General features: G+C 69.8%; 14 protein-coding genes. 8 read left to right on the top strand and 6 right to left on the bottom strand.

The annotated features are described in order from the left end of the window. On the bottom strand, positions 1-1,191 hold a 1,191-nt coding region (epsE, locus tag FL311_RS27980), incomplete at its 3' end, for an exopolysaccharide biosynthesis GT4 family glycosyltransferase EpsE (protein ID WP_141329731.1). A gap of 154 nt (positions 1,192-1,345) precedes the next feature. Here epsE and FL311_RS27975 point away from each other — a divergent pair. The 5 genes from FL311_RS27975 to epsA are packed head-to-tail and all read left to right on the top strand — an operon-like array spanning position 1,346 to position 6,492. After that, positions 1,346-1,867: a hypothetical protein gene (locus FL311_RS27975; protein ID WP_228557127.1), complete on the top strand. Its 522-nt coding sequence runs from the start codon at positions 1,346-1,348 to the stop codon at positions 1,865-1,867. Further along, complete coding sequence (gene epsD, locus FL311_RS27970; protein ID WP_141329727.1) at positions 1,864-2,892, top strand: exopolysaccharide biosynthesis glycosyltransferase EpsD; 1,029 nt, start codon at positions 1,864-1,866, stop codon at positions 2,890-2,892. Before FL311_RS27975 ends, epsD begins: the two co-directional genes overlap by 4 nt. Beyond that, entirely contained in the window at positions 2,889-3,452 is a 564-nt protein-coding gene (gene epsC / locus FL311_RS27965; protein WP_141329725.1) for a serine O-acetyltransferase EpsC, read from the top strand. The genes epsD and epsC overlap by 4 nt, the downstream gene beginning before the upstream one ends. A gap of 29 nt (positions 3,453-3,481) precedes the next feature. After that, positions 3,482-5,683 (top strand): GH44 family glycoside hydrolase EpsB, encoded by a 2,202-nt coding sequence (gene epsB / locus FL311_RS27960; protein WP_141329723.1) that lies wholly within the window; start codon positions 3,482-3,484, stop codon positions 5,681-5,683. Continuing rightward, positions 5,680-6,492, top strand: coding sequence for an exopolysaccharide biosynthesis glycosyltransferase EpsA (epsA, locus tag FL311_RS27955; RefSeq protein WP_141329721.1), 813 nt, complete (start codon positions 5,680-5,682; stop codon positions 6,490-6,492). The genes epsB and epsA overlap by 4 nt, the downstream gene beginning before the upstream one ends. A gap of 58 nt (positions 6,493-6,550) precedes the next feature. On the opposite strand, the gene FL311_RS27950 is transcribed toward epsA, so the two are convergent. Next, positions 6,551-8,755, bottom strand: coding sequence for a phosphodiester glycosidase family protein (locus tag FL311_RS27950; RefSeq protein ID WP_141329719.1), 2,205 nt, complete (start codon positions 8,753-8,755; stop codon positions 6,551-6,553). A 377-nt stretch (positions 8,756-9,132) separates the two neighbouring features. Between FL311_RS27950 and FL311_RS27945 the strand changes: the two genes are divergently transcribed. Together FL311_RS27945 and FL311_RS27940 are read left to right on the top strand one after the other, a co-directional pair. Next, complete coding sequence (locus FL311_RS27945; protein WP_141329717.1) at positions 9,133-9,963, top strand: alpha/beta hydrolase; 831 nt, start codon at positions 9,133-9,135, stop codon at positions 9,961-9,963. A gap of 173 nt (positions 9,964-10,136) precedes the next feature. Then, positions 10,137-11,723, top strand: a complete 1,587-nt coding sequence (locus FL311_RS27940) for a serine hydrolase domain-containing protein (RefSeq protein ID WP_141329715.1) — start codon at positions 10,137-10,139, stop codon at positions 11,721-11,723. A gap of 537 nt (positions 11,724-12,260) precedes the next feature. On the opposite strand, the gene FL311_RS27935 is transcribed toward FL311_RS27940, so the two are convergent. From FL311_RS27935 to FL311_RS27925, 3 genes are all read right to left on the bottom strand, one after another. Next, the gene (locus FL311_RS27935; RefSeq protein WP_141329713.1) at positions 12,261-13,523 is read right to left on the bottom strand and encodes an RNA polymerase sigma factor; all 1,263 of its coding nucleotides are present in this window, start codon (positions 13,521-13,523) and stop codon (positions 12,261-12,263) included. A gap of 1 nt (position 13,524) precedes the next feature. Next, positions 13,525-13,920, bottom strand: a complete 396-nt coding sequence (locus FL311_RS27930; RefSeq protein ID WP_141329711.1) for a YciI family protein — start codon at positions 13,918-13,920, stop codon at positions 13,525-13,527. A gap of 163 nt (positions 13,921-14,083) precedes the next feature. Next, positions 14,084-15,466, bottom strand: coding sequence for an FAD-binding oxidoreductase (locus FL311_RS27925; RefSeq protein ID WP_141329709.1), 1,383 nt, complete (start codon positions 15,464-15,466; stop codon positions 14,084-14,086). Positions 15,467-15,719: 253 nt separating this feature from the next. Here FL311_RS27925 and FL311_RS27920 point away from each other — a divergent pair, with 253 nt between their 5' ends. Then, on the top strand, positions 15,720-17,243 hold the full coding sequence (locus FL311_RS27920; RefSeq protein ID WP_141329707.1) for a Fic family protein: 1,524 nt from the start codon (positions 15,720-15,722) through the stop codon (positions 17,241-17,243). Positions 17,244-17,315: 72 nt separating this feature from the next. On the opposite strand, the gene FL311_RS27915 is transcribed toward FL311_RS27920, so the two are convergent. Then, on the bottom strand, positions 17,316-19,199 hold a 1,884-nt coding region (locus FL311_RS27915), incomplete at its 5' end, for a DNRLRE domain-containing protein (protein ID WP_141329706.1).

The raw sequence follows: 19,199 nt of genomic DNA, 5'->3' as shown, positions 1-19,199 counted from the left end.
GTCCGCGCTGCGCTCGCTGCTGAACTGCGTCTCCACCTTGCGCCGGCCCGCCTCCCCCAGCCGCTCGGCCTCGCGCGGATTTCGCGCCACGGCCTCCAGCTTCTCGGCCAGCACCGCGGGCGCCTGCGGCGGCACGAGCATCCCGTCCACGCCGTCGTCCACCAGCTCCTTCACCCCGCCCGCCCCCGTCACCACCACCGGCGCGCGCATGGCCATGGCCTCCATGATGGCCACGCCCAACGGCTCCTGGAGGCTCGCCAGCGCGAAGATGTGCGCGCGCTCGATGCCGTCCCGCACCACGTCCTCGCCCACCGCGCCCAGCAGCGTCACCGCGTCGCCCAGCTTCGACTCCGCGAGCTTCGCCTCCAGCACCTTGCGGTACGTGGTGCCGCCCGCCTCGTCCTCGCCTGCAATCGACAGCCGCGCGTCGATGCCCCTCGTCCGCAGCATGCCCACCGCGTCGATGAGGTCCGCGTGCCCCTTGCACGGGTTGAGGCGTCCGCACGAGAAGATGCGCAGCGGCCCCTCGCCCGTCCACGCCTGGTACGGCGTCGAGCGGTTGAACTTGCCCAGCTCCACGCCCATCGGCGCCAGCTCGATGTCCTTGGGCAGGCTCCCCGCCAGCTCCTGGTTCACCTCGCCCAGGAGCTTCTTCGTGATGACGAACGCGAACCGGGCGTGCCGCCACTTCTCCCGCTGGTTCGGCCCGTAGTCGTCCAGCGGCCCGTGCAGGGTCATGCTGTACGGCAGCCCCGACAGCAGGTTCGCGAACAGCGCCACGTGCGCGGCGTTGGCGCACGAGTGCACGTGCACGTGCGTCCACCCCCGCTCACGCGCCAGCGACGCCAGCCGCCCGCCCATCACCGCGAAGGCCAGGAGCCGCGCGCGACCCTTCGCGTCCAGCCCCTCCGCGCGGGCGATGGAGGCCAGGCACCGCGCCCAGCCCGTGGGCATGGCGCGGGCAATCTCCGCCACGGCCTTCACCACGCCGAGCGGCCCGGGCGGGGCCAGGTACTCGGTGCGGGCCATGGCCTCGCGCGCCCAGCTGTGGGAGATGATGCGCGCGGGCGGCGGCTGGGTGGAGACCAGCTCCGGCGTCACGCCCTTCCCGGGAAGGGCCTGCAACTCTCGCCAGAAGAAGATGTGTGTCTGTCCGGGAAACTCGGGGATGAGATAACCAATCTTCGGCACCTGCTTTCCATAACACGGCCGCTCCCACGGCCCCACGGGGAGGGCCCGGAAGTCCCCGGACTCATTGGGGCAGGTCGCAGGGCACCCGCTCCCCCGCCCGCCCGCCAGGTCATTGGGTCGACACCGTGCGTTGGGCTATACCGGGCGGCGCTCCATGGCCGACTCCAGCGCACCGCCCTCCACCTCGGACGCCGAGGTTCCCGACAGCACCGTGCCCTCACCGGCGCTGCAGCGGCTGTGGTTCGCCCTGGAGCGCACCGGCTGGAGCTTCCTCACCGTGGTCCCCGCGCACCCGGGTGCCCCCGCGCTGGAGGCCGCCACCGCCATCCTGGAGGCCGGCGCGCCCTACGCGGCCACGCAGAAGATCCACCTGGATGACGCCATCGGCCTGTCCCCCGCCGAGGCCCCCCGCCGCGTGCTGGAGCTGCGCGAGCGCGTGGCCCGGGGCGAGCGCGTGGTCGCCGTCATCGACTCCGTCCTCACCCGCCCCGCCAGCCTCCCCGTGGCGCTCGCCGCCGACGGCGTCCTCCTGTGCGTCACCCTGGGGGAGACGGACTTCGGCTCGGCGCGCAAGACGATGGAGTTCATCGGCCCGGAGCGCTTCGTGGGCAGCGTCACCTTCCCCCGGCAGAAGAAGGGCCGGGGCCTTTTCTCCCGCAAGAAGAACAAGCCATGACGCCCTCGGACGCCTCCACGCCCCGCCTCAGCGTCGTCGTCGCCACGTACAACCGGCTGCCCCTCATCACCCGGCTCCTCGGACAGCTCGCCCAGCAGACGCTCCCGCCCGAGCGCTACGAGGTCGTCGTCGTCGATGACGGCTCCAAGGAGCCGGTGAAGGCCCCGCTGGACGCGCTCGGAAAGAGCCTCCCCTACGCGCTGCGCGTGGAGGTGCAGGCCAACGCGGGCGCGGCGGCGGCGCGGCACCGGGGCGTGCTCGCGGCGCGGGGTGAAATCGTCCTCGTCACCGACGACGACATGCAGGTGGAGAAGGACTTCCTGGAGCGGCACCTGGCGCACCACCCGGAGGGCTCGCGGCACGTGGTGCTGGGCCGCATCCGCCCGGACCCGTCCATCGGCGCCATGCCGCTGTTCGAGCGCTGGTACGCGTACCTCAACCACCGCATGGCGGAGGAGCTGTCCACCCCCGGCGCGCGCGCGCACGGCAACCACCTGTACACGGGCAACGTGTCCTTCCATCGCGAGGACTACGTGGGCGTGGGCGGCTTCGACAAGTCGCTGGGCCAGTCCGAGGACGTGGAATTGGGCGTGCGGCTGGAGAAGGCGGGCTGCGCGTTCGTGTTCGCCAGCGACGCGCACGTGCTGCACGGCAGCGACCACGTGTCCTTCGAGCGCTGGCTCAAGCGCGCGAACCGCTACGGCATGTTCGACACGCACGTGGCGCGCAAGCACCCGGACGTGCGCGGCGTCAATCCGTGGCGGCTGCTCTTCGAGACGAACCCCCTGGCGCGCCCGCTGCTCGCGGCCACCGTCGTCGCGCCGGAGGCCACGCGCGTCTTGACGGGCGCGGTGATGAGCGCCGCGAAGGCCGCGGACAGGCTGGGCCTGGAAAAGGCCGCGTTCGCGGGCACGTCGGTGGTGTACGGCATGGAGTATCTGCGCGGCGCTCGCAACGAGGCCGGCGGCTGGACGGGTATCGCCCGTGAGGTGGTCCGCTACCTCCAGGGCGGGGGGAACCGATGAACTTCCTGAAGTCGAAGCGCTCGATGCTTGGCGCGCTGGTCTCCGATGCGATGGAGCTGGCCCGCGCCGCCAATGGACACACCGACGCGAAGTCCGTCGCCAAGGTGGTGCTCACCAGCGACTCGTACCGCATCACCGCGCTCAACCGCGCCCGCGAGGCCGCGCTCGACTACCACATCCCCCTGGTCAACCACGTGCTGCGCGTGGCGCAGACGGCGGTGCTGGGCATCGAGATCGGCAAGGACGTGACGCTGGGCAAGGGCGTGTACTTCGTGCACAGCCTGGGCATCGTCATCGGCGGGGACGCGCGCATCGGCGACCGCGTGCGCTTCTACGGCAACAACACCGTGGGCACCGCCAAGGACAACGGCTACCCCGTCATCGAGGATGACGTGTGGATTGGAGCCGGCGCTCGTGTCCTGGGGCCGGTGCGCATCGGCGCGCGCTCGCGCATCGGCGCCAACGCCGTGGTGCTGCAGGACGTGCCGCCGGACAGCGTGGCCGTGGGGATTCCCGCGCGCATCTTCCCGCGCAAGGACACGGACGACGTGGTGCTGTGAGGGCCCCCAGGCCCGGGGGAGTCGAATCCATGGAGGCAGGTGTGAAGGGTGCGCGGAGCAAGGCGGGCGCCGCCGTGGTGGTCTGCACGCTGGCGGTCGCCGGTGGCTCGGTGGCGCTGGCGCGCGGCGGTGAGCCCTCCGGCGAGGTGAAGCCCGCGGTGGGCGACGCCGCGAAGCCGGGCGAGACGAAGCCCGCGGCCGTCGAGGCGGCGAGCACCGCGCCGGTGGTCCTCTACGACGGCGGCCTCGGTGCCGGGTGGAAGGACATCGGCTGGGCGCCGCGCGAATTGCCCAAGGGCGCTCCGGCGAGGATGCGCCTGTTCAACTACGGCGGCTGGATTCTCTACCAGCCCAAGCTGTCGGGCAGCTTCGGGGCGCTGTCCCTGCGCCTGAGCGCGCCGGAGTCCTACGGCGAGTTCCTGGAGGTGCGGCTGGACACGCCCGGCGCGGTGTCCTTCCCGCGCGTGCCCATCACAGCGGACCTGCAGGTGCGCAAGGACGGCGAGTGGGCCGACATCGTCATCCCCATGGAGCTGCTCAACCCCAAGGGGGAGGCGTTCGACCGCGTGGTGCTGCGTGCGTCGAAGGACGTGGGGCGGGACTGGGTGCTGTTCGACAAGGTGGCGCTGGTGCCGCTGCCGCCGGACGTGGCCGCCGCGCTGGCCGCGGGCGGGGGCCGCACGGGTAAGGGCAGCGGGCGCGACACGTCGATGACCATCGACTGCACCGCGCCCGGGCATGACATCAGCCCGCTCATCTATGGCATCGCGCTGGACGGCCTTCGCGAGAAGAAGGACCAGCACCAGTACAAGCTGGGCGCGACGACGCGCCGCTGGGGCGGCAACCCCACCTCCCGCTACAACTGGAAGCTGGGCGGCGCGTGGAACACGGCCAACGACTGGTTCTTCCAGAACGTGGACATCGGCCTGAGCTACACGGACTTCCTCGAGTCCAACCGGAAGAACGGGATGAGCTCCGCGCTCACCGTGCCGCTGCTCGGGTGGGTGGCCAAGGACACGCGCTCGGTGGGCTTCCCGGTGGCGACCTTCGGCCCGCAGCGCGGCGAGGACAACGGCTCCGGCAACGGCGTCACGCGCGACGGCACCCCGCTCAAGCCCGGGCCTCCGTCCCAGACGAGCACCGAGGCCTCGCCCGAGTTCGTCGCCGAGTGGGTGCGCGCCATCCGCGAGCGAGATGCGGCTCGCGGCGAGCGCAGCGTGCACATGTACATCCTCGACAACGAGCCCATGCTCTGGAACTCGACGCACCGGGATGTGTTCCCGGAGCCGTTGACGTACGACGGGCTGTTGTCGCGCACGATTGCGTACGGCACCGCGGTGCGCAAGGCGGACCCGGACGCGCTCATCGCGGGCCCCGCCGAGTGGGGCTGGACGAACTACCTCTGGTCCGCGGCGGACTTCGCGCCGGGCAAGGCGCCGCACTCGGACCGCCGCGCGCATGGCGACGTGCCGCTGCTGCCCTGGTACCTGCGGCAGCTGCGCGAGCACGAGAAGAAGACGGGTGTGCGCATCCTGGACGTGGTGGACCTGCACTTCTACCCGCAGACGAACGTGGGCGTGGGGTTGGAGGGGAACACGGACCCGGAGACGAACGCGCGGCGCATCCGCTCCACGCGCGCCTTGTGGGACCCGACGTACAAGGACGAGTCGTGGATTGGCGAGCCGGTGCGGCTGCTCCCGCGCATGAAGGAGTGGATTGCGCAGAACTACCCGGGCCGGCGCATCTCGATTGGTGAGTACAACTTCGGCGCGTTCGGCCACATGAGCGGAGGCCTGGCGCAGGCCGAGGCGCTGGGCCGCTTCGCACAGGAGAACATCTACTCCGCCTACTTCTGGCAGTACCCGACGAACGGCAGCCCGGTGTTCTGGGCGTTCCGCGCGTTCAGGGACTTTGACGGGCGGGGTGGCCGCTTCCAGGACGTCTGGGTGCCGGCGAAGGCGGAGGAGGGCACGAGCGTGTTCGCCTCGCGCAACAAGGACGGCACCAAGGTGGTGGCGGTGGTGCTGAACTTCGACCCGGACCAGGCGGCGCAGGCGCGGGTGAAGCTGAACGGCTGTGGGACGCTCGAGAACGTGCGCGTGCTGGGGTACTCGGGCGCGCCGGGCGGGTTCCTGCAGCAGCCGGCGGGAAACCATACGGCGGCGGGGCTGACGCAGCGGCTGCCGCCCTACTCGATGACAGTGCTTGATTTGACGGTGAAGAAGCCATGAGTACCGCGACTCCGGACACGAAGCAGACGACGCCGTTCACCACGGGCCGCCCTCGGCTGAGCATCGGCCAGCTGGCCATCGACCAGCTCACCTTCGAGGAGGCGGTGCTGGAGATTGGCCGGCTGGTGGACTCACGCCAGGGTGGCTACGTGTTCACGGCCAACGTGGACCACGTGGTGCTGGCGGAGGACAACGCGCAGTTCCGCGAGGCGTACTCGCGCGCGGCGATTTCGGTGGTGGATGGGATGCCCATCGTCTGGGCATCGAAGGCGCTGGACGTGGCGCTGCCCGAGCGCATCGCAGGCTCGGACCTGATTCTGCCGCTGATGAAGCTGGGGGCGGAGCGCAAGTGGCGGGTGTACCTGCTCGGCGCGGGCCCGGGGGTGGCGGAGAAGGTGGCGCGAATCGTGGGGGAGAAGTTCGGGGTGGAGGTGGTGGGGTGGGATTCGCCGATGGTGCGCACGGACGCGGGGGACGCGCAGAACGACCCGATTGTCGCGAGCATCCGGGAGAAGGACCCGCACCTGCTCTTCGTGGCGCTGGGCAGCCCGAAGCAGGAGGTGTGGATTTCGCAGGTGTCGCAGAAGCTGGGCCCCACGGTGGCGATTGGCGTGGGGGCGGGGTTCGACTTCATCGCGGGCACGGCGAAGCGCGCCCCTCGGTGGATTGCGAAGGCAGGCTTCGAGTGGCTGTACCGTCTGGCCAACGAGCCCAAGCGCCTGTGGCGCCGGTACATCCTGAATGACTCGCGCTTCGCCACGATTCTGGCGCGCGAGTTGTGGAAGCGGACAGGCGGGAAGCCGGAGTAGGCGATGGACGCCAGTCCGAAGCGGCGCGCCACCCACGCGCCGCCTCGAGCACGTCACGTCACTCCCCCAGGCTGAGCCGCAGGCCGTAGGGGATGGTCTGGTTCTTCGCCCAGCCCGGCTCCGCCTTCACCTGGTCGTCGCGCACGAGCGTCGCCGAGTCCGAGCCGTCGAACGACACCGCGTCATCCACGCCGAGCTTCACCAGCGCGTCGCGAATCTCCGAGAGCGTCTTGCCCGGCTTGGAGCCGTCCTCCTGCGCCACCACGTACGTCGTGCCCGTGTCCCGGTCGTAGCCGACGATGACCTTGCCAACCTCCTTGCCCCGCTCCTCCTGCGCACGGAAGCTCTCGTTGTTCCGTTGCGTCAGGTCCCCCGCGAACGCCCCGGGGTCTCCCTTGTCCGGCGCCGCCGCGTCCGTGCCCGGCTTGTACTGATTGCCCACGCCGTACGGCGTGCCGTCGATGATGACCGGCACCGCGCCACCAAACGCCAGGTTCGCGTCCTTCGGCGGATCCCCCTGCCCGAACTTCATGCCCGAGTCCGTCCACGCCGCGTAGAAGCGGTCCGGATCCGAATTTCCCGCAATCACCTCGCCGTTCTTCACCACCTGCCCCACCGGGTTCGTCCCCCACGCGGCGAAGTCGTAGAAGCTCGTGTTGACGATGGTGTCACTGCCCGGCTGCCTCCCCGCCGCCTGCGCCTCCTCGGTGAACGACGGCGAGAGCCCGAGCACGTCCGCCACACTGCCCCCGTTCTCCACCAGCGACGCCTTCGGGTTCCTCATCGCGACGACGTGGATGCCCCCGTCCTCGAACTCCACCGGCTGACGCGGGTTCGCCTTCAACGTCTCCGACACCGACACCGCCAACCGCTCGCCCTCCTCGGGCGTCGTCGGCAGCTTCAGCTGCTGCGTCTCCGCGGAGCGCTGCGCCTCGCGCTGGAGCACGTCCACCGTCGCGCCCTTGCGGCTCAGCGTGATGTCACCATTGCCCGGCAACGCGTGCCCGTCCGTCCCCGCGCCCGGCAGCCGCGCGTACGCCGCGTCGTCCACGACGTGGATGCCGACGCCGCGCGCGTCCAGGTCCTCCAGCGCCTTCTTGCCCTCGGGCGTCGAGCCCAGCTCCGCGCGCAGCCGCTCCACGGACGCCTTGTTCGCCGCGTCCGCCAGCTCCTTCGTCTTGGCGGCATGGGCCTCGAGGATCTCCTGCCTCAGCCCCATGTTCCGCGGCAAATCCTTGGGCGGCCCCGCCTTCACGTGCGCGTCGTAGCGGTCCCACGCCTGCTGCTCGGGCCCGCTCACGTCCGCCACCATCATGTTCCGCAGCTCGGGCGACAGCTTCGCCTTCTCCAGCTCCGCGGCGCGCTCGGGCGAGCCCGGCGGCGTGTCGAAGATGCGCTGGGCGTCCGTCGCCGGCACGCTGCCCACCTCCTGGTACTGAGGCTGCGCCTTCTTGTACGCCTCCATGGACTCGTACGACTGGTTCGTCGTCGGGTCCAACACCTGCTCGCCCTGGCGCACCACCACGTGTCCCGTCTGCCCCTCGGCCCCCGGCCGCTGGTCCTGCAGGAACACCATCTCCGAGCGCGCACGCAGCTCCGGCGATGCCTTGTCCACCCAGTCCGCCGCCACATCCAGGCAGTTGACCTTCCCGTCCTTCGCGTCCTCCGTCAGCAGCGTGGAGCCCTCCGCGCTCCCCGTCGGCGAGGGCACGTTGCCCAACAGCTTGTCCATACCCTCCTTGCGCGGCGCGGCGTCGAACGACGACACGTCCGACGTGGCGGCCCTCGGGTTCACGCCGTTGACGCTCTTGTCGTCGAACGGCTGCGCCAGTCCCTGCTGCGTCGCCAACACGTTCGCCTGACCCATGGCGCCCTGCGCCTGCCGGGCCGTCCGCGCCGCCTTCTCCTCCGCGGCCCGCAGCGCCTCGTCGGCCTTGGATGCGCGCTGCTCGGCCGCCTTCTGGGCCTTGGCAGCCGCCTCGGCCTCCTTGCGAGAGGCCTTCTGCTCCTCGGGCGTCTGCCCCGGCTGCTGGGCCTGCTGCTTCGCCTTCGCCGCTTCCGCGCGAGCCTTCTCCTGCGCGAGCCGCGCCGCCTCCGCGGCCCGGCGGGCTGCCTCCGCCGCCTTGCGCGCAGCCTCCGCCGCCTTGCGCGCAGCCTCCGCCCGCTGCCGGGCCTCCTCGGCGCGTCGGGCCGCGTCCGCTCCAGATGCCCCCGATGATGAACCTGTCGAAGAGCCACCACGAATCGACGTCGTGCCGCCCATCAGTCACCCCTTTTCGCGAATCGAGACCGTCTACCGATTCTCGTTCCTACGAATTCCGGAGTTCCTAGGGACGCTCGCCGAGCCCGATTTAGTTGCCCGCGAGACAGGACCTCGCGTCGAACAGTCGTTGCGTATCGTGGCTTTCCACGAGGCGCAGCAGCCCGCGCAGCCATCGTGCGGGCCTCGAGACCGACGAACGCCCCCGCGCGATGCTGAAGACGCTCGGCACCGCCACGAAGCAGCCCATCAGGATTGTTTCCGGGGCGGAAACAGTGCTCTTCCCGGGAGCCCGTTTTTCGCCCCGACCCGAATCCGTACTGTTCCCCTCGTCAACGCCGCACACCGCGACGACGCGGTGAACCAAGAGGGAGCACGTCATGAGCGCCACCGTTCAGCAGACCCAGGGCCAGCCGGATACCATCGTCCTCATCCACGGCATGTGGATGACGCCGCGCAGCTGGCAGGGCTGGATTCAGCGCTACGAGAAGGCCGGCTACCGCGTCATCGCCCCGACGTGGCCCGGGCTGGAGGGCGGAGTCGAGGCGCTGCAGAAGGACCCGACGCCGCTCAACAACCTGGGCGTGAAGGACATCGTCGACCACTACGAGCGCATCATCCGCGCGCTGCCCACCCCGCCCATCCTCATGGGCCACTCGTTCGGCGGCGCCTTCGTGCAGATGCTGTTGGACCGGGGCGTGGGCGCGGCGGGCGTGGCCATCCACTCGGCGCCCGTGAAGGGCGTCTACACGCTGCCCTTCACCACCATCAAGTCGACCGCGTCGACGCTCCTCAACCCCGCCAACGTCAAGCGCCACGCGCCCATGACGCCCGAGCAGTTCCACTACGCCTTCACCAACACGCTGACGCAGGAGGAGTCGGACGAAATCTACCGCACCCAGTACATCCCCGGCTCGGGCCGGGCGCTGTTCCAGGGTGCGCTGGCGAACCTGACGCCGCGCTCGGAAGTCACGGTGAACCTGCGCAACGACGCGCGCGCCCCGCTGCTGTTCCTCTCGGGTGACCTGGACGTCATCCTCCCGGCCAGCATCCAGCGCGAGAACGCGAAGCGCTACGCGAAGTCGAAGGCGGTGACGGAGTACGTGGAGGTGCCCGGCCGCTCGCACTACACCGTGGCCCAGCCCGGCTGGGAGGCCATCGCGGACCAGGCCCTGAACTGGGCCGTGGAGCACGCCGCCGCCCGCAACTGAAGGTCCCTGTCGTGAAGAAACCCGGGGAGTGTCCCCACGCGCGTCGCCTGGCGACCCAGGGTCGACGCTCCCCGGAGGACTCGGGAGTTCCTCTCGACGCAGGCCGAGGCAATCATGTGGGACCCCGCGCGTACCCACCAGGTCATCGCGCGAGTCCCCAGGAACCTCCATCCATGTCTCGACTTCCGTCCTTCCGCCTCGCCGCCGTGTCCCTCACTGGCACGCTCGCGCTCGGGCTGCTCACCGGCGCGGCCCCCTCCAAGCCCCAGACGCAGTGGCTGTCGCGCCCCGCCGAGGCCGCGCGCGTGGCCCGCGTGGAGGAGGGCCTGCCCGCCATCGCGCTGCCCGGTGAGACGCCGCGGCACCTGTCGCTGCCGCAGTGGATGGAGCTGTACAAGGTCCCCGGCCTGAGCCTCGCCGTGTTCGACCAGGGCAAGCTCGTCTGGGCCAAGGCCTACGGCGTCAAGCAGGCGGGCGGAGCTGAGCCCGTCACCATCGACACGCTCTTCCAGGCCGCGTCCATCAGCAAGCCCGTCACGGCGATGGCCGCCATGCACCACGCCGAGAAGCACAAGTGGTCGCTCGATGAGAACGTGAACGACAAGCTGGTGTCGTGGAAGCTGCCCGACAACGAGTTCACGAAGGAGCAGAAGGTCACCCTGCGCCGGCTGCTCTCTCACACCGCGGGCACCACCGTGCATGGCTTCGCGGGCTACGCCGTCGACGCGCCCCTGCCCACGGTGCAGCAGATTCTCGATGGGGAGAAGCCCGCCAATTCGTCGGCCGTGCGCGTGAACACCGTGCCCGGCACCCTCACCCGCTACAGCGGCGGCGGCACCACCGTCGTCCAGCAGTTGCTCGTCGACCAGTTGAAGAAGCCGTTCCCCCAGCTCATGAAGGAGACGGTGCTCGCGCCGCTCGGGATGAAGGACAGCACCTTCGAGCAGCCCCTGCCCGCGTCGCTCGCCTCGCGCGCCGCCACCGGCACCACCCCCGACGGCAAGCGCGTCCAGGGAGGCTGGCACGTGTACCCGGAGCTGGCGCCCGCGGGCTTGTGGACGACGCCGTCCGACCTGGCGCGCGCCGCGCTGGAGATGTCCAAGGCCACCCAGGGCCAGTCGAAGCGCGTGGTGTCGCAGGCCATGGCGAAGCAGATGCTCACCCGTCAGCCCGAGTCGGAGGCCTTCGGCATCGGCTTCATGCGTCGTCCGGGCCAGGACTGGTTCGGCCACGGCGGCGCGAACGAGGGCTACCGCGCCCTGCTCGTGGCCTTCGCCGAGTCCGGTAGCGGCGTGGTCATCATGACCAACTCGGACAACGGCTCGCGACTGTTCGAGCGCCTCATGGCCAGCGCCATCTCCGTGTACGGCTGGAAGGGCTACACCGTCGAGCCCGAGCACCCCTCGGTGACGGTGGACCTGCTGGTGCGAACGAAGAGCGTCGAGGACGCCATCGCGTGGTTCAAGGCGCGCAAGGCGGAAGCGCCCCAGGACGAGAAGCTGTCCGCGGACGTGCTCAACGAGCTGGGGTACTCGCTCTTGCGAGAGGGACAGCAGGCCGACGCGCTGAAGCTGTTCGAGGCGAACGTCACGCTCTTCCCGCAGGACGCCAACGCGCACGACAGCCTGGGCGAGGGCTATGTGGCCGCGGGCCGCAAGACCGAGGGCGCCGCGAGCTACCGCAAGTCGCTGGAGCTCAACCCGAAGAACGACCACGCGCGCAAGGTGCTGGAGACCCTCGGCGCCGCGACGACGAAGTAGTCCGCCCGGGGTGTTACCGGGGCGAAGACCGTGCTCTTTCCTGGAGCCCGTCCTTCGCCCTGGCGTGCATCGGTATTGTTCCCCTCGTCAACGATGCACACGGTGACGGCGGCCTCCTCGGCCAGCATCCAGCGCGAGCACGTGAAGTCGCGCGGCGGCCGACGAGCGCAATACCGTGCCGCTGGGAGACCCTCGCGGAGCAGGCCGTCGAGAGACGGAGGCGCCTGTCCTGAAGGAACCCCGTCGAGGGCCCCTCTGGTCGGAGTCGACGCGCCGCGGAGGGTGGAGGGCACGTTCGGCTTCGTCACCAACGAGGCTCTCGCGGTGCCGAGTTCCGAGCCGACTCGCCCTCGAGGAGGTGGCGTTCGTCAGTGGCGAGCTTCGTCACCCATGAAGCACTCGCGGTGCCTCGCTCTGGACCGCCCGCGCATTGAGTCGCTCTCCATCATCGCCCCTGCGCTCCATGCGACGGGTTGGCGCGAGCCCCGACCCGGGAGCGCGTCGACCGCTCACTCCAGCGATGCGCTCCACGTCCGACTACGAGCCCAGCACCTCGCTCAACCGCGCGGCCTGCAGCAGCAGATAGTCTCGCTCCGGCAGGCTCGCGGTGCGCTCGGCGGCCTTGCGGTAATGCACCACCGCCTTCGCGGGCTCACCGGCGCGCTCCAGCAGGTGCGCGCGGACCGCGTCCAGCCGGTGGTTCCCGGCGAGCCGCCCGCTCTTGTCCAACACGTCCAGCAACGTCAGCCCCGTGCGAGGCCCGTGCACCATCGCCGTCGCGATGGCGTGGTTGAGCGCCACCATCGGGTTGTCCGTCAGTCCCATCAACACGCCGTAGAGCGCGAGAATCTGCGGCCAGTCCGTGTCCTCGGCGCGCGTCGCCTCGTCGTGCACCGCCGCGATGGCCGCCTGCACCTGGTACAGACCCAGCGAGCCCTTCGACAGCGTCGCCGAGATGAGCGCCACGCCCTCGGCAACCATCGCCGCATCCCAGAGACTCCGGTCCTGCGCGTCGAGCGGAATCAGCTCTCCCGAGGGCCCCGTCCTCGCGGCCCTCCGCGCGTCCGTCAGCAACATCAGCGCGAGCAGTCCCGCCACCTCGCCGTCCTCCGGCAACAGCGTGTGCAGCATCCGCGTCAGCCGGATGGCCTCGCCCGACAAATCCGTGCGGAGCACCTGGGGCCCGGAGGTCGCCGTGTAGCCCTCGTTGAAGACGAGGTAGAGCACGTGCAGCACCGCGCCCAGCCGCTGCGCGGTCTCCTCCGGCGTGGGCTTCTGGAACGGCACCCCGGAGGTGTGGATGCTCTGCTTGGCGCGGCTGATTCGCTGCGCCATCGTCGCCTCGGGGACGAGGAAGGCCCTGGCGATCTCCCCCGTCGTCAGGCCGCCCACCGCGCGCAGCGTGAGGGCAATCGCCGAGGTCGTCGTCAGCGCCGGATGACAGCACATGAAGAGCAACGCCAGCGTGTCGTCGCCCCCCATCGACTCGTCCCCCATCACGGGCAGGACGAGCTGGAGCTCCGGCGGCACCATGCTCACCACCAGCTCCTCCCGGTGGCGTCGGGCCGCCTCGGCGCGCACCTGGTCGGTGATGCGCCGGGAGGCCACCTGGATCAGCCAGGCGCGAGGGTCCTCCGGCACGCCGCCCTGAGGCCATTGCATCGCGGCCGCGAGCAGCGCCTCCTGCACCGCGTCCTCCGAGGCTCCGAAGTCACGGAACCGTCGGAGGATGGCGCCCAGGACCCTGGGCGCGTGCTCGCGCAGCAGGGACTCGATGGGGTGGCGAGCCTGGGACTTCACGTCACAGGAACTCGGGAGGAGGACCGCTCATCACCTGCCGGACCTCGATGCTCATGTTCATCGGCTTGCCCGCGAGGCCCGGCGCGGCGGACGCCTCGGCGGCAATGGCATAGGCGCGCTCGGGGCTGTCCACCTCCACCAGCCAGTAGCCCACGAGGAACTCCTTGGACTCGGGGAAGACGCCGTCGGTGATGGGCTTGCCGTCCGCCCCCGCCTTCACGCGCTTCGCCTGGTCAGGCCCGGCCAGCCCCTCGGCCGCCAGCAGCTCTCCCGCCGAGGAGAGCTTCTTCGCGAACGACACCATGAACGCGATGTGCGCCCGGATGTCCTCCTTCGGCCAGTTCATCATCGCGTACGGGCCCTGACCGGCGTGGTTCATCATCAGCATGTACTTCATGGGTGGCTCCCTCTTTCCGTGTCGGCCGCGCCCCGGAATCGGGGTGCGTTCACCCCTATGTCGAAGCTGCGGAGAGCTTCTCGACATGCCCCCGAAAATACCCGGCGATTTCCGCAAACCCTCGTCATTCCAGGGGAATCCGTGCCCCTGGGCGAGATGATGCTCAGAGCACCTTGCCCGGATTGAGGATGCCGAGGGGGTCCATCGCGGCCTTGAGGCGGTGGTGCAGGCGCAGGCCCTCCTCGCCGAGCTGCCGCCCCAGGAAGGGCTGCTTCAGCGCCCCCACGCCGTGCTCGCCGGTGATGGTGCCGCCCAGGTCCAGCGCGGCCGCGAGGATGTCATCGAACGCGCCGCGTGCCCGGATGAGCGCCGCGGGGTCCTGGCGGTCGAAGACGACGGTGGGGTGCATGTTCCCATCGCCCGCGTGTCCGAAGGTCCCCACGAGCACCCCGCGCTCGGCGGCGACGCGCTCCACGGCGGCGAGCAGCTCGGGGATTCGGGACAGGGGCACGCCCACGTCGTCGAGCAGCGTGGCGCCTTGTCGCTCGAGCGCGGGATAGGCGAGGCGGCGCGCGGTGAGCAGCAGCTCGCCCTCCGCTTCATCGGTGGAGTGGGTGACGAAGGTCGCGCCCGCGGCCTCGCAGGCCGCCGCCATGGTCTCGATTTCCGCCACGCCCTGGTCGCCGCCCGCGTCCGAGCGCGCCAGCAGGAACGCGGCCGCGTCCACGTCCAGGCCCAGGGGTCTGTACGCCTCCACGGCGCGGCAGGTGGCCTGGTCCATCAGCTCCAGCATGGACGGGCGCGTGCGCGCCATGATGTCCGTGACGGCCGAGCCCGCACCCGCGAGCGTGGGGAAGGTGGCCACCAGCGTCGTCGCCCTGGGGGGCCTGGGGCGAAGGCGCAGCGTCGCCTCGGTGATGACGCCGAGCGTGCCCTCCGAGCCGACGAACAGCCGCGTCAAGTCGTAGCCCGCGACGTTCTTCACGGTGCGCCCGCCGGTGCGCACCACCGAGCCGTCCGCGAGCACGACCTCCAGCCCCAGCACCGCATCCCCGGTGACGCCGTACTTCACGCAGCACAGGCCGCCGGCGTTGGTGGCCAGGTTGCCGCCCAGGCTGGAGAACTCCCAGCTCGCCGGGTCCGGCGCGTACCAGAGCCCGTGCGCCGTCGCGGCCGCCTTCACCTCCGCGTTCAGCACTCCGGGCTGCACGACGGCGAGCATCCCCTTCGCGTCGACCTCCAGCACCCGGTTCATCCGCATCAGCGACAGCACGATGCAGTCGTCCAGCGCGTTGGCGCCGCCGGACAGTCCGGAGCCCGCGCCGCGAGGAACCACGGGAACGTGGTGCGCCGAGGCGACCCGGAGCACCGCGCGCACGTCCTCCGTGCAGGTGGCGCGGACCAGGACGCCAGGGGTGCCCGCGGGGGCCCACTCGGCGTGATCACGCCGATGCGCCTCCAGCACGTCCGCGTCGGTGACGAGGGCATCGGCGGGGAGCACCGCGGCGAGCGCTCGCACCAGGGCTGCGTTCGTGCCCTTGTTCATGGGGCGGCTCCATCAGGCGAAGCAGGCTTGGCGTCCCGCCCAGCAGGCAGGCGAGCCATTGCCCTCTATAATTAATCCTCTTCGAATAAGGTGTTTTCTAACGATTTCCACAATGCAATATAGGTCCATATTGGAATGGCGACGTCCCTAGCGATTTTCACAGGAGCTTCTATCCATCCGACATGTCGGACTGAAGCTGCCTCGCAACATCCATGTGGGCTTTCAGCCCCCTCAAGACAGAGGCCAACCTTCCTTGTTCCTGATCAAGGGCACCCTCATCGGGTACGCGAAAGTCCTCAAGGATTACCACCTCGCCGTCCTGCCTCCCCATCAGCTTTCCACCTGCGCGGCGGTTGCGGGCAAGCAGGTGAAAAGCAGCGAGGGGCGAGAGTTCGTCACCTACCCGAGTTCATACGCACCAGGTCCCACGATTTGTGACCACCTCGAGTTCGCGCTCAAGCACGAGGGCGTCGCCCTGGAGGTACTTGCCGCGTTGTTCCGGAAGGTGGACAAAGCGTTGTTCGAGGATGAGCTGTGTCGCCACGTCCAGGCACGCCCCACGGGTCAGAACACCCGTCGACTGTGGTTCCTCTACGAGTTCCTCACCGGTCGTCGGATTTCCCTCGAGGACGTCGACACGGGCAACTATGTCGAGTTGCTCGATCCCGAGCGTTACTACACAGCCAGCCCCATCAACAGCCGCAGGCATCGAGTCCGGAACAACCTCTTGGGCGACGTGGACTTTTGTCCGACGGTGCGCCGAACACCTGTGCTCCAAGAGTTCGAAGCGAAGCAGCTCGCGAGCGAAGCAGCTCGAATCGTGAAGTCCTACGACGAGGACGCGCTTCGGCGTGCCGTCGACTACCTCTACACCAAGGAGACCCGCTCCTCTTTCGACATCGAACGGGAGACTCCCACCCAGCAGCGCGCCGCGCGCTTCGTCTCACTCCTGAGAGAGCTGCCCATGATGGAGTCCCTGAACGAGACCGCGCTGGTCCGGATGCAGAACGTCATCGTGGAGGACCGTTTCAAGGAGAAGGGCTATCGCGAAGAGCAGAACTATGTCGGGAGTTCTCTTGGACTGGGACTACGCCAGCTCGTCCATTTCATCCCACCTCAGCGAAGGATGGTCCCTCGGTTGATGACGGGGCTGCTGTCCTCGCTGGAGCGGATGGCAGACTCCAAGGTGGACCCCATCATCCATGCTGCTGCCATCGCTTTTGGCTTCGTCTTCATCCACCCTTTCGAAGACGGCAACGGACGACTCCACCGACTGCTCATCCACTACATCCTGTCCCGAGCGGGCTTCACCCCCAAAGGGCTCATCTTCCCCATCTCCGCCGTCATGCTGCACAAGCGAGAGCAGTACGACGCCTGCCTCGAGTCCTTCTCCAAGCCATTGATGCAGCTCCTCGACTACACGGTGGACGATAAGGGGCGTCTCTCCGTGAAGGGCAAGACGAGCGACTTCTATCGCTACGTCGACTACACGCGCATGGCGGAGGACCTCTATCGATGGACGGAGGAGACCATCCGCACGGAGTTTCGCGACGAGTTGGACTTCATCGTCCGCTACCGCAAGGCCCGCGAGAAGCTCGATGCCGTCGTCGACCTGCCGGACAAGGACCGCAACCGCTTCGTCATGTTCTGCCTCCAGAACGGCGGACGCCTCGCCAAGAGCAAGCGGACCCGTTACTTCGGCCACCTGACCGACACAGAGGTTCGCGCCCTGGAGAGCGTCATCCAGAAGTACCTGATGCCCCCTGCCGCGCCCTGAGCCTCCGACGCGCGGACGTCGTGGCCTCTCGCACGAGCGGGCCACGCCATCCATCACGTCCCTCGCCTCACCTCAGGGCGTCAGCTTCATCAACAACAGGTCCGAGCTGCCCGCGGGCGTGTACACCGTCCCCCCCACCTCCTCCGCCGAGGAGAGCATGCCGCCAAACCAGGTCTCGCCCGTGGGCGTCATCCCCAGCAGCACCGGGTCCAGCGCCGTCTCGTTCAGCGCGCGCGACCACCGGTGCGCACCGTCCGCCCCGTACTTCGCCACGAAGGCCTTGAGCTCCCCACCCCTTGGATTCAGCGGCCCGCCGCCCAGGTCCGAGCTCAGGAGGAACACCCCCGACGTCACCAGGTTGCCCTGCGCGTCCGCGACCAGCCGGCGCGGATACTCGCCCCCCGTGCCGCCGTACGCCCTCAACCACCGGTCCGTGCCCGCGCTCTCCAGCGTCCCCAGCACCAGGTCCGGCACCCCTCCGGGGTTCGTCGTCACCGTGCCACCCGCGTACGCGATGCTGCCGAACGCCTGCGCGACGAAGCCCACCGCGTTCCCAGGCAGCACCGCCACGCCCGTCACCTGACCGGCCACGCCGCTGCCCTCCAGCCTGCGCACCCAGTTGCGCTCCCCGTGCATCGAGTAGCGCGCCACGAACGGCGTCCGCGCCGCCGTCGCCCCCAGCTCGTTGCCGTCCCCCGCCACACCGCCCAACACGATGTTCCCCTGGCTGTCCGTCGCCACCGCCAGGCCCTCCGTGTCGGACTGCCCCGCCGGGTACACCCGGGACCACGAGAGCCGACCCTCCCACGTGTACCTCGCCAGGAACGCGCCCGTCGTGGGCCGCTCCTCCCGGCGCGTGGTCTCACCCGCGTCCGTCTGACCCACGCCGAAGTCCGTGAAGCCTCGGAAGCTGCCCGTGAGAATCAGGCTGCCCTGCGCGTCCGTCGCCACGCCCGCCACCCGGAACACCTGGTACTGAGGCACCCCGCCCCGGTCCACGTGTGCCTGGAAGGCCTTCGCCCAGACAGGCTGACCGCTCGGGGAGAGCTTCAAGAGGAAGATGCCGCGCGTCCCCGCCGTGCCCGGCAACGGCCCTTGGCCGAAGTCCGTCTCTCCCGAGTACTCGCCCGCCAGCAGCACGTTGCCCGCGGGCGTCACCGCCGCGCCCTGGACGACCAGGTACGTCCCCGCCGAGGCCTGCGGGAAGGAGCGCGACCACTGGTGTGAGCCGTCCATGCGGAAGCGGCTGACCAACAGGCCCTCCGGGTTGTTCGCCGGCCCCCCGAAGGTGCCCAGGTTGCCCACGTCACCCGCGATGACGTAGCCCCCCGTCGAATCCGTGGCCATGACGTGGGGCACCTCGCTGTTCCCCCCACCCAGCTTGCGCACCGACAACAGCGAGCCGCCCGTGCCCTGCGTGCCGCACTCCGTGGTCGTCGTCGCATAGGTGAAGACCAGCCGGGGCCGCTGCGCCCGCAGCTCCAGCGAGGCGAAGTCGGTCCCGTCCCCCACCTCGGGCAGCAGCACGAAGCCGTACTCACCCGGCCCCGTCACGTGCTCGCTCACGTCGTACTCCACCACGCTGTCGCTCAAGAGCGCGCCCACGTTCGCCAGCGCGCCCCCCACCGGCGCGGGCCGGTTGTTCCAGGTCAGTGAAGAGCCCGTCCACGCCGACGACGTGGCGTGCAGCGTGGGGCCATTGCTGGAGCCATCCAACACGTTCAACCGGAGCCGCGCCCGGACGAAGCCCGTGTGCTGCGTGACGATGAAGCGCAGGTACGCCTCCTGTCGGGGGCTGCCATCCGAGACCAGCTTCGTCGAGTCCCCGAAGGTCGTGTCCGGCGCCTCCGCCGAGACGTACGTGTCGTCGTTCACCGGCACCTCCGACTCCTCGTGGCGCGTCACCTCCCGACACCCCTCCAGCCCCTGCTCCACGGACGCTGTCGCCTCCACCTC

The sequence above is a fragment of the Myxococcus sp. AB025B genome (assembly GCF_006518215.1).
GTDB classification, from domain to species: Bacteria; Myxococcota; Myxococcia; order Myxococcales; family Myxococcaceae; genus Myxococcus; species Myxococcus fulvus.
Note: the sequence above shows the minus strand (reverse complement) of the source record. Positions and strands in the feature narration are given on the sequence as shown.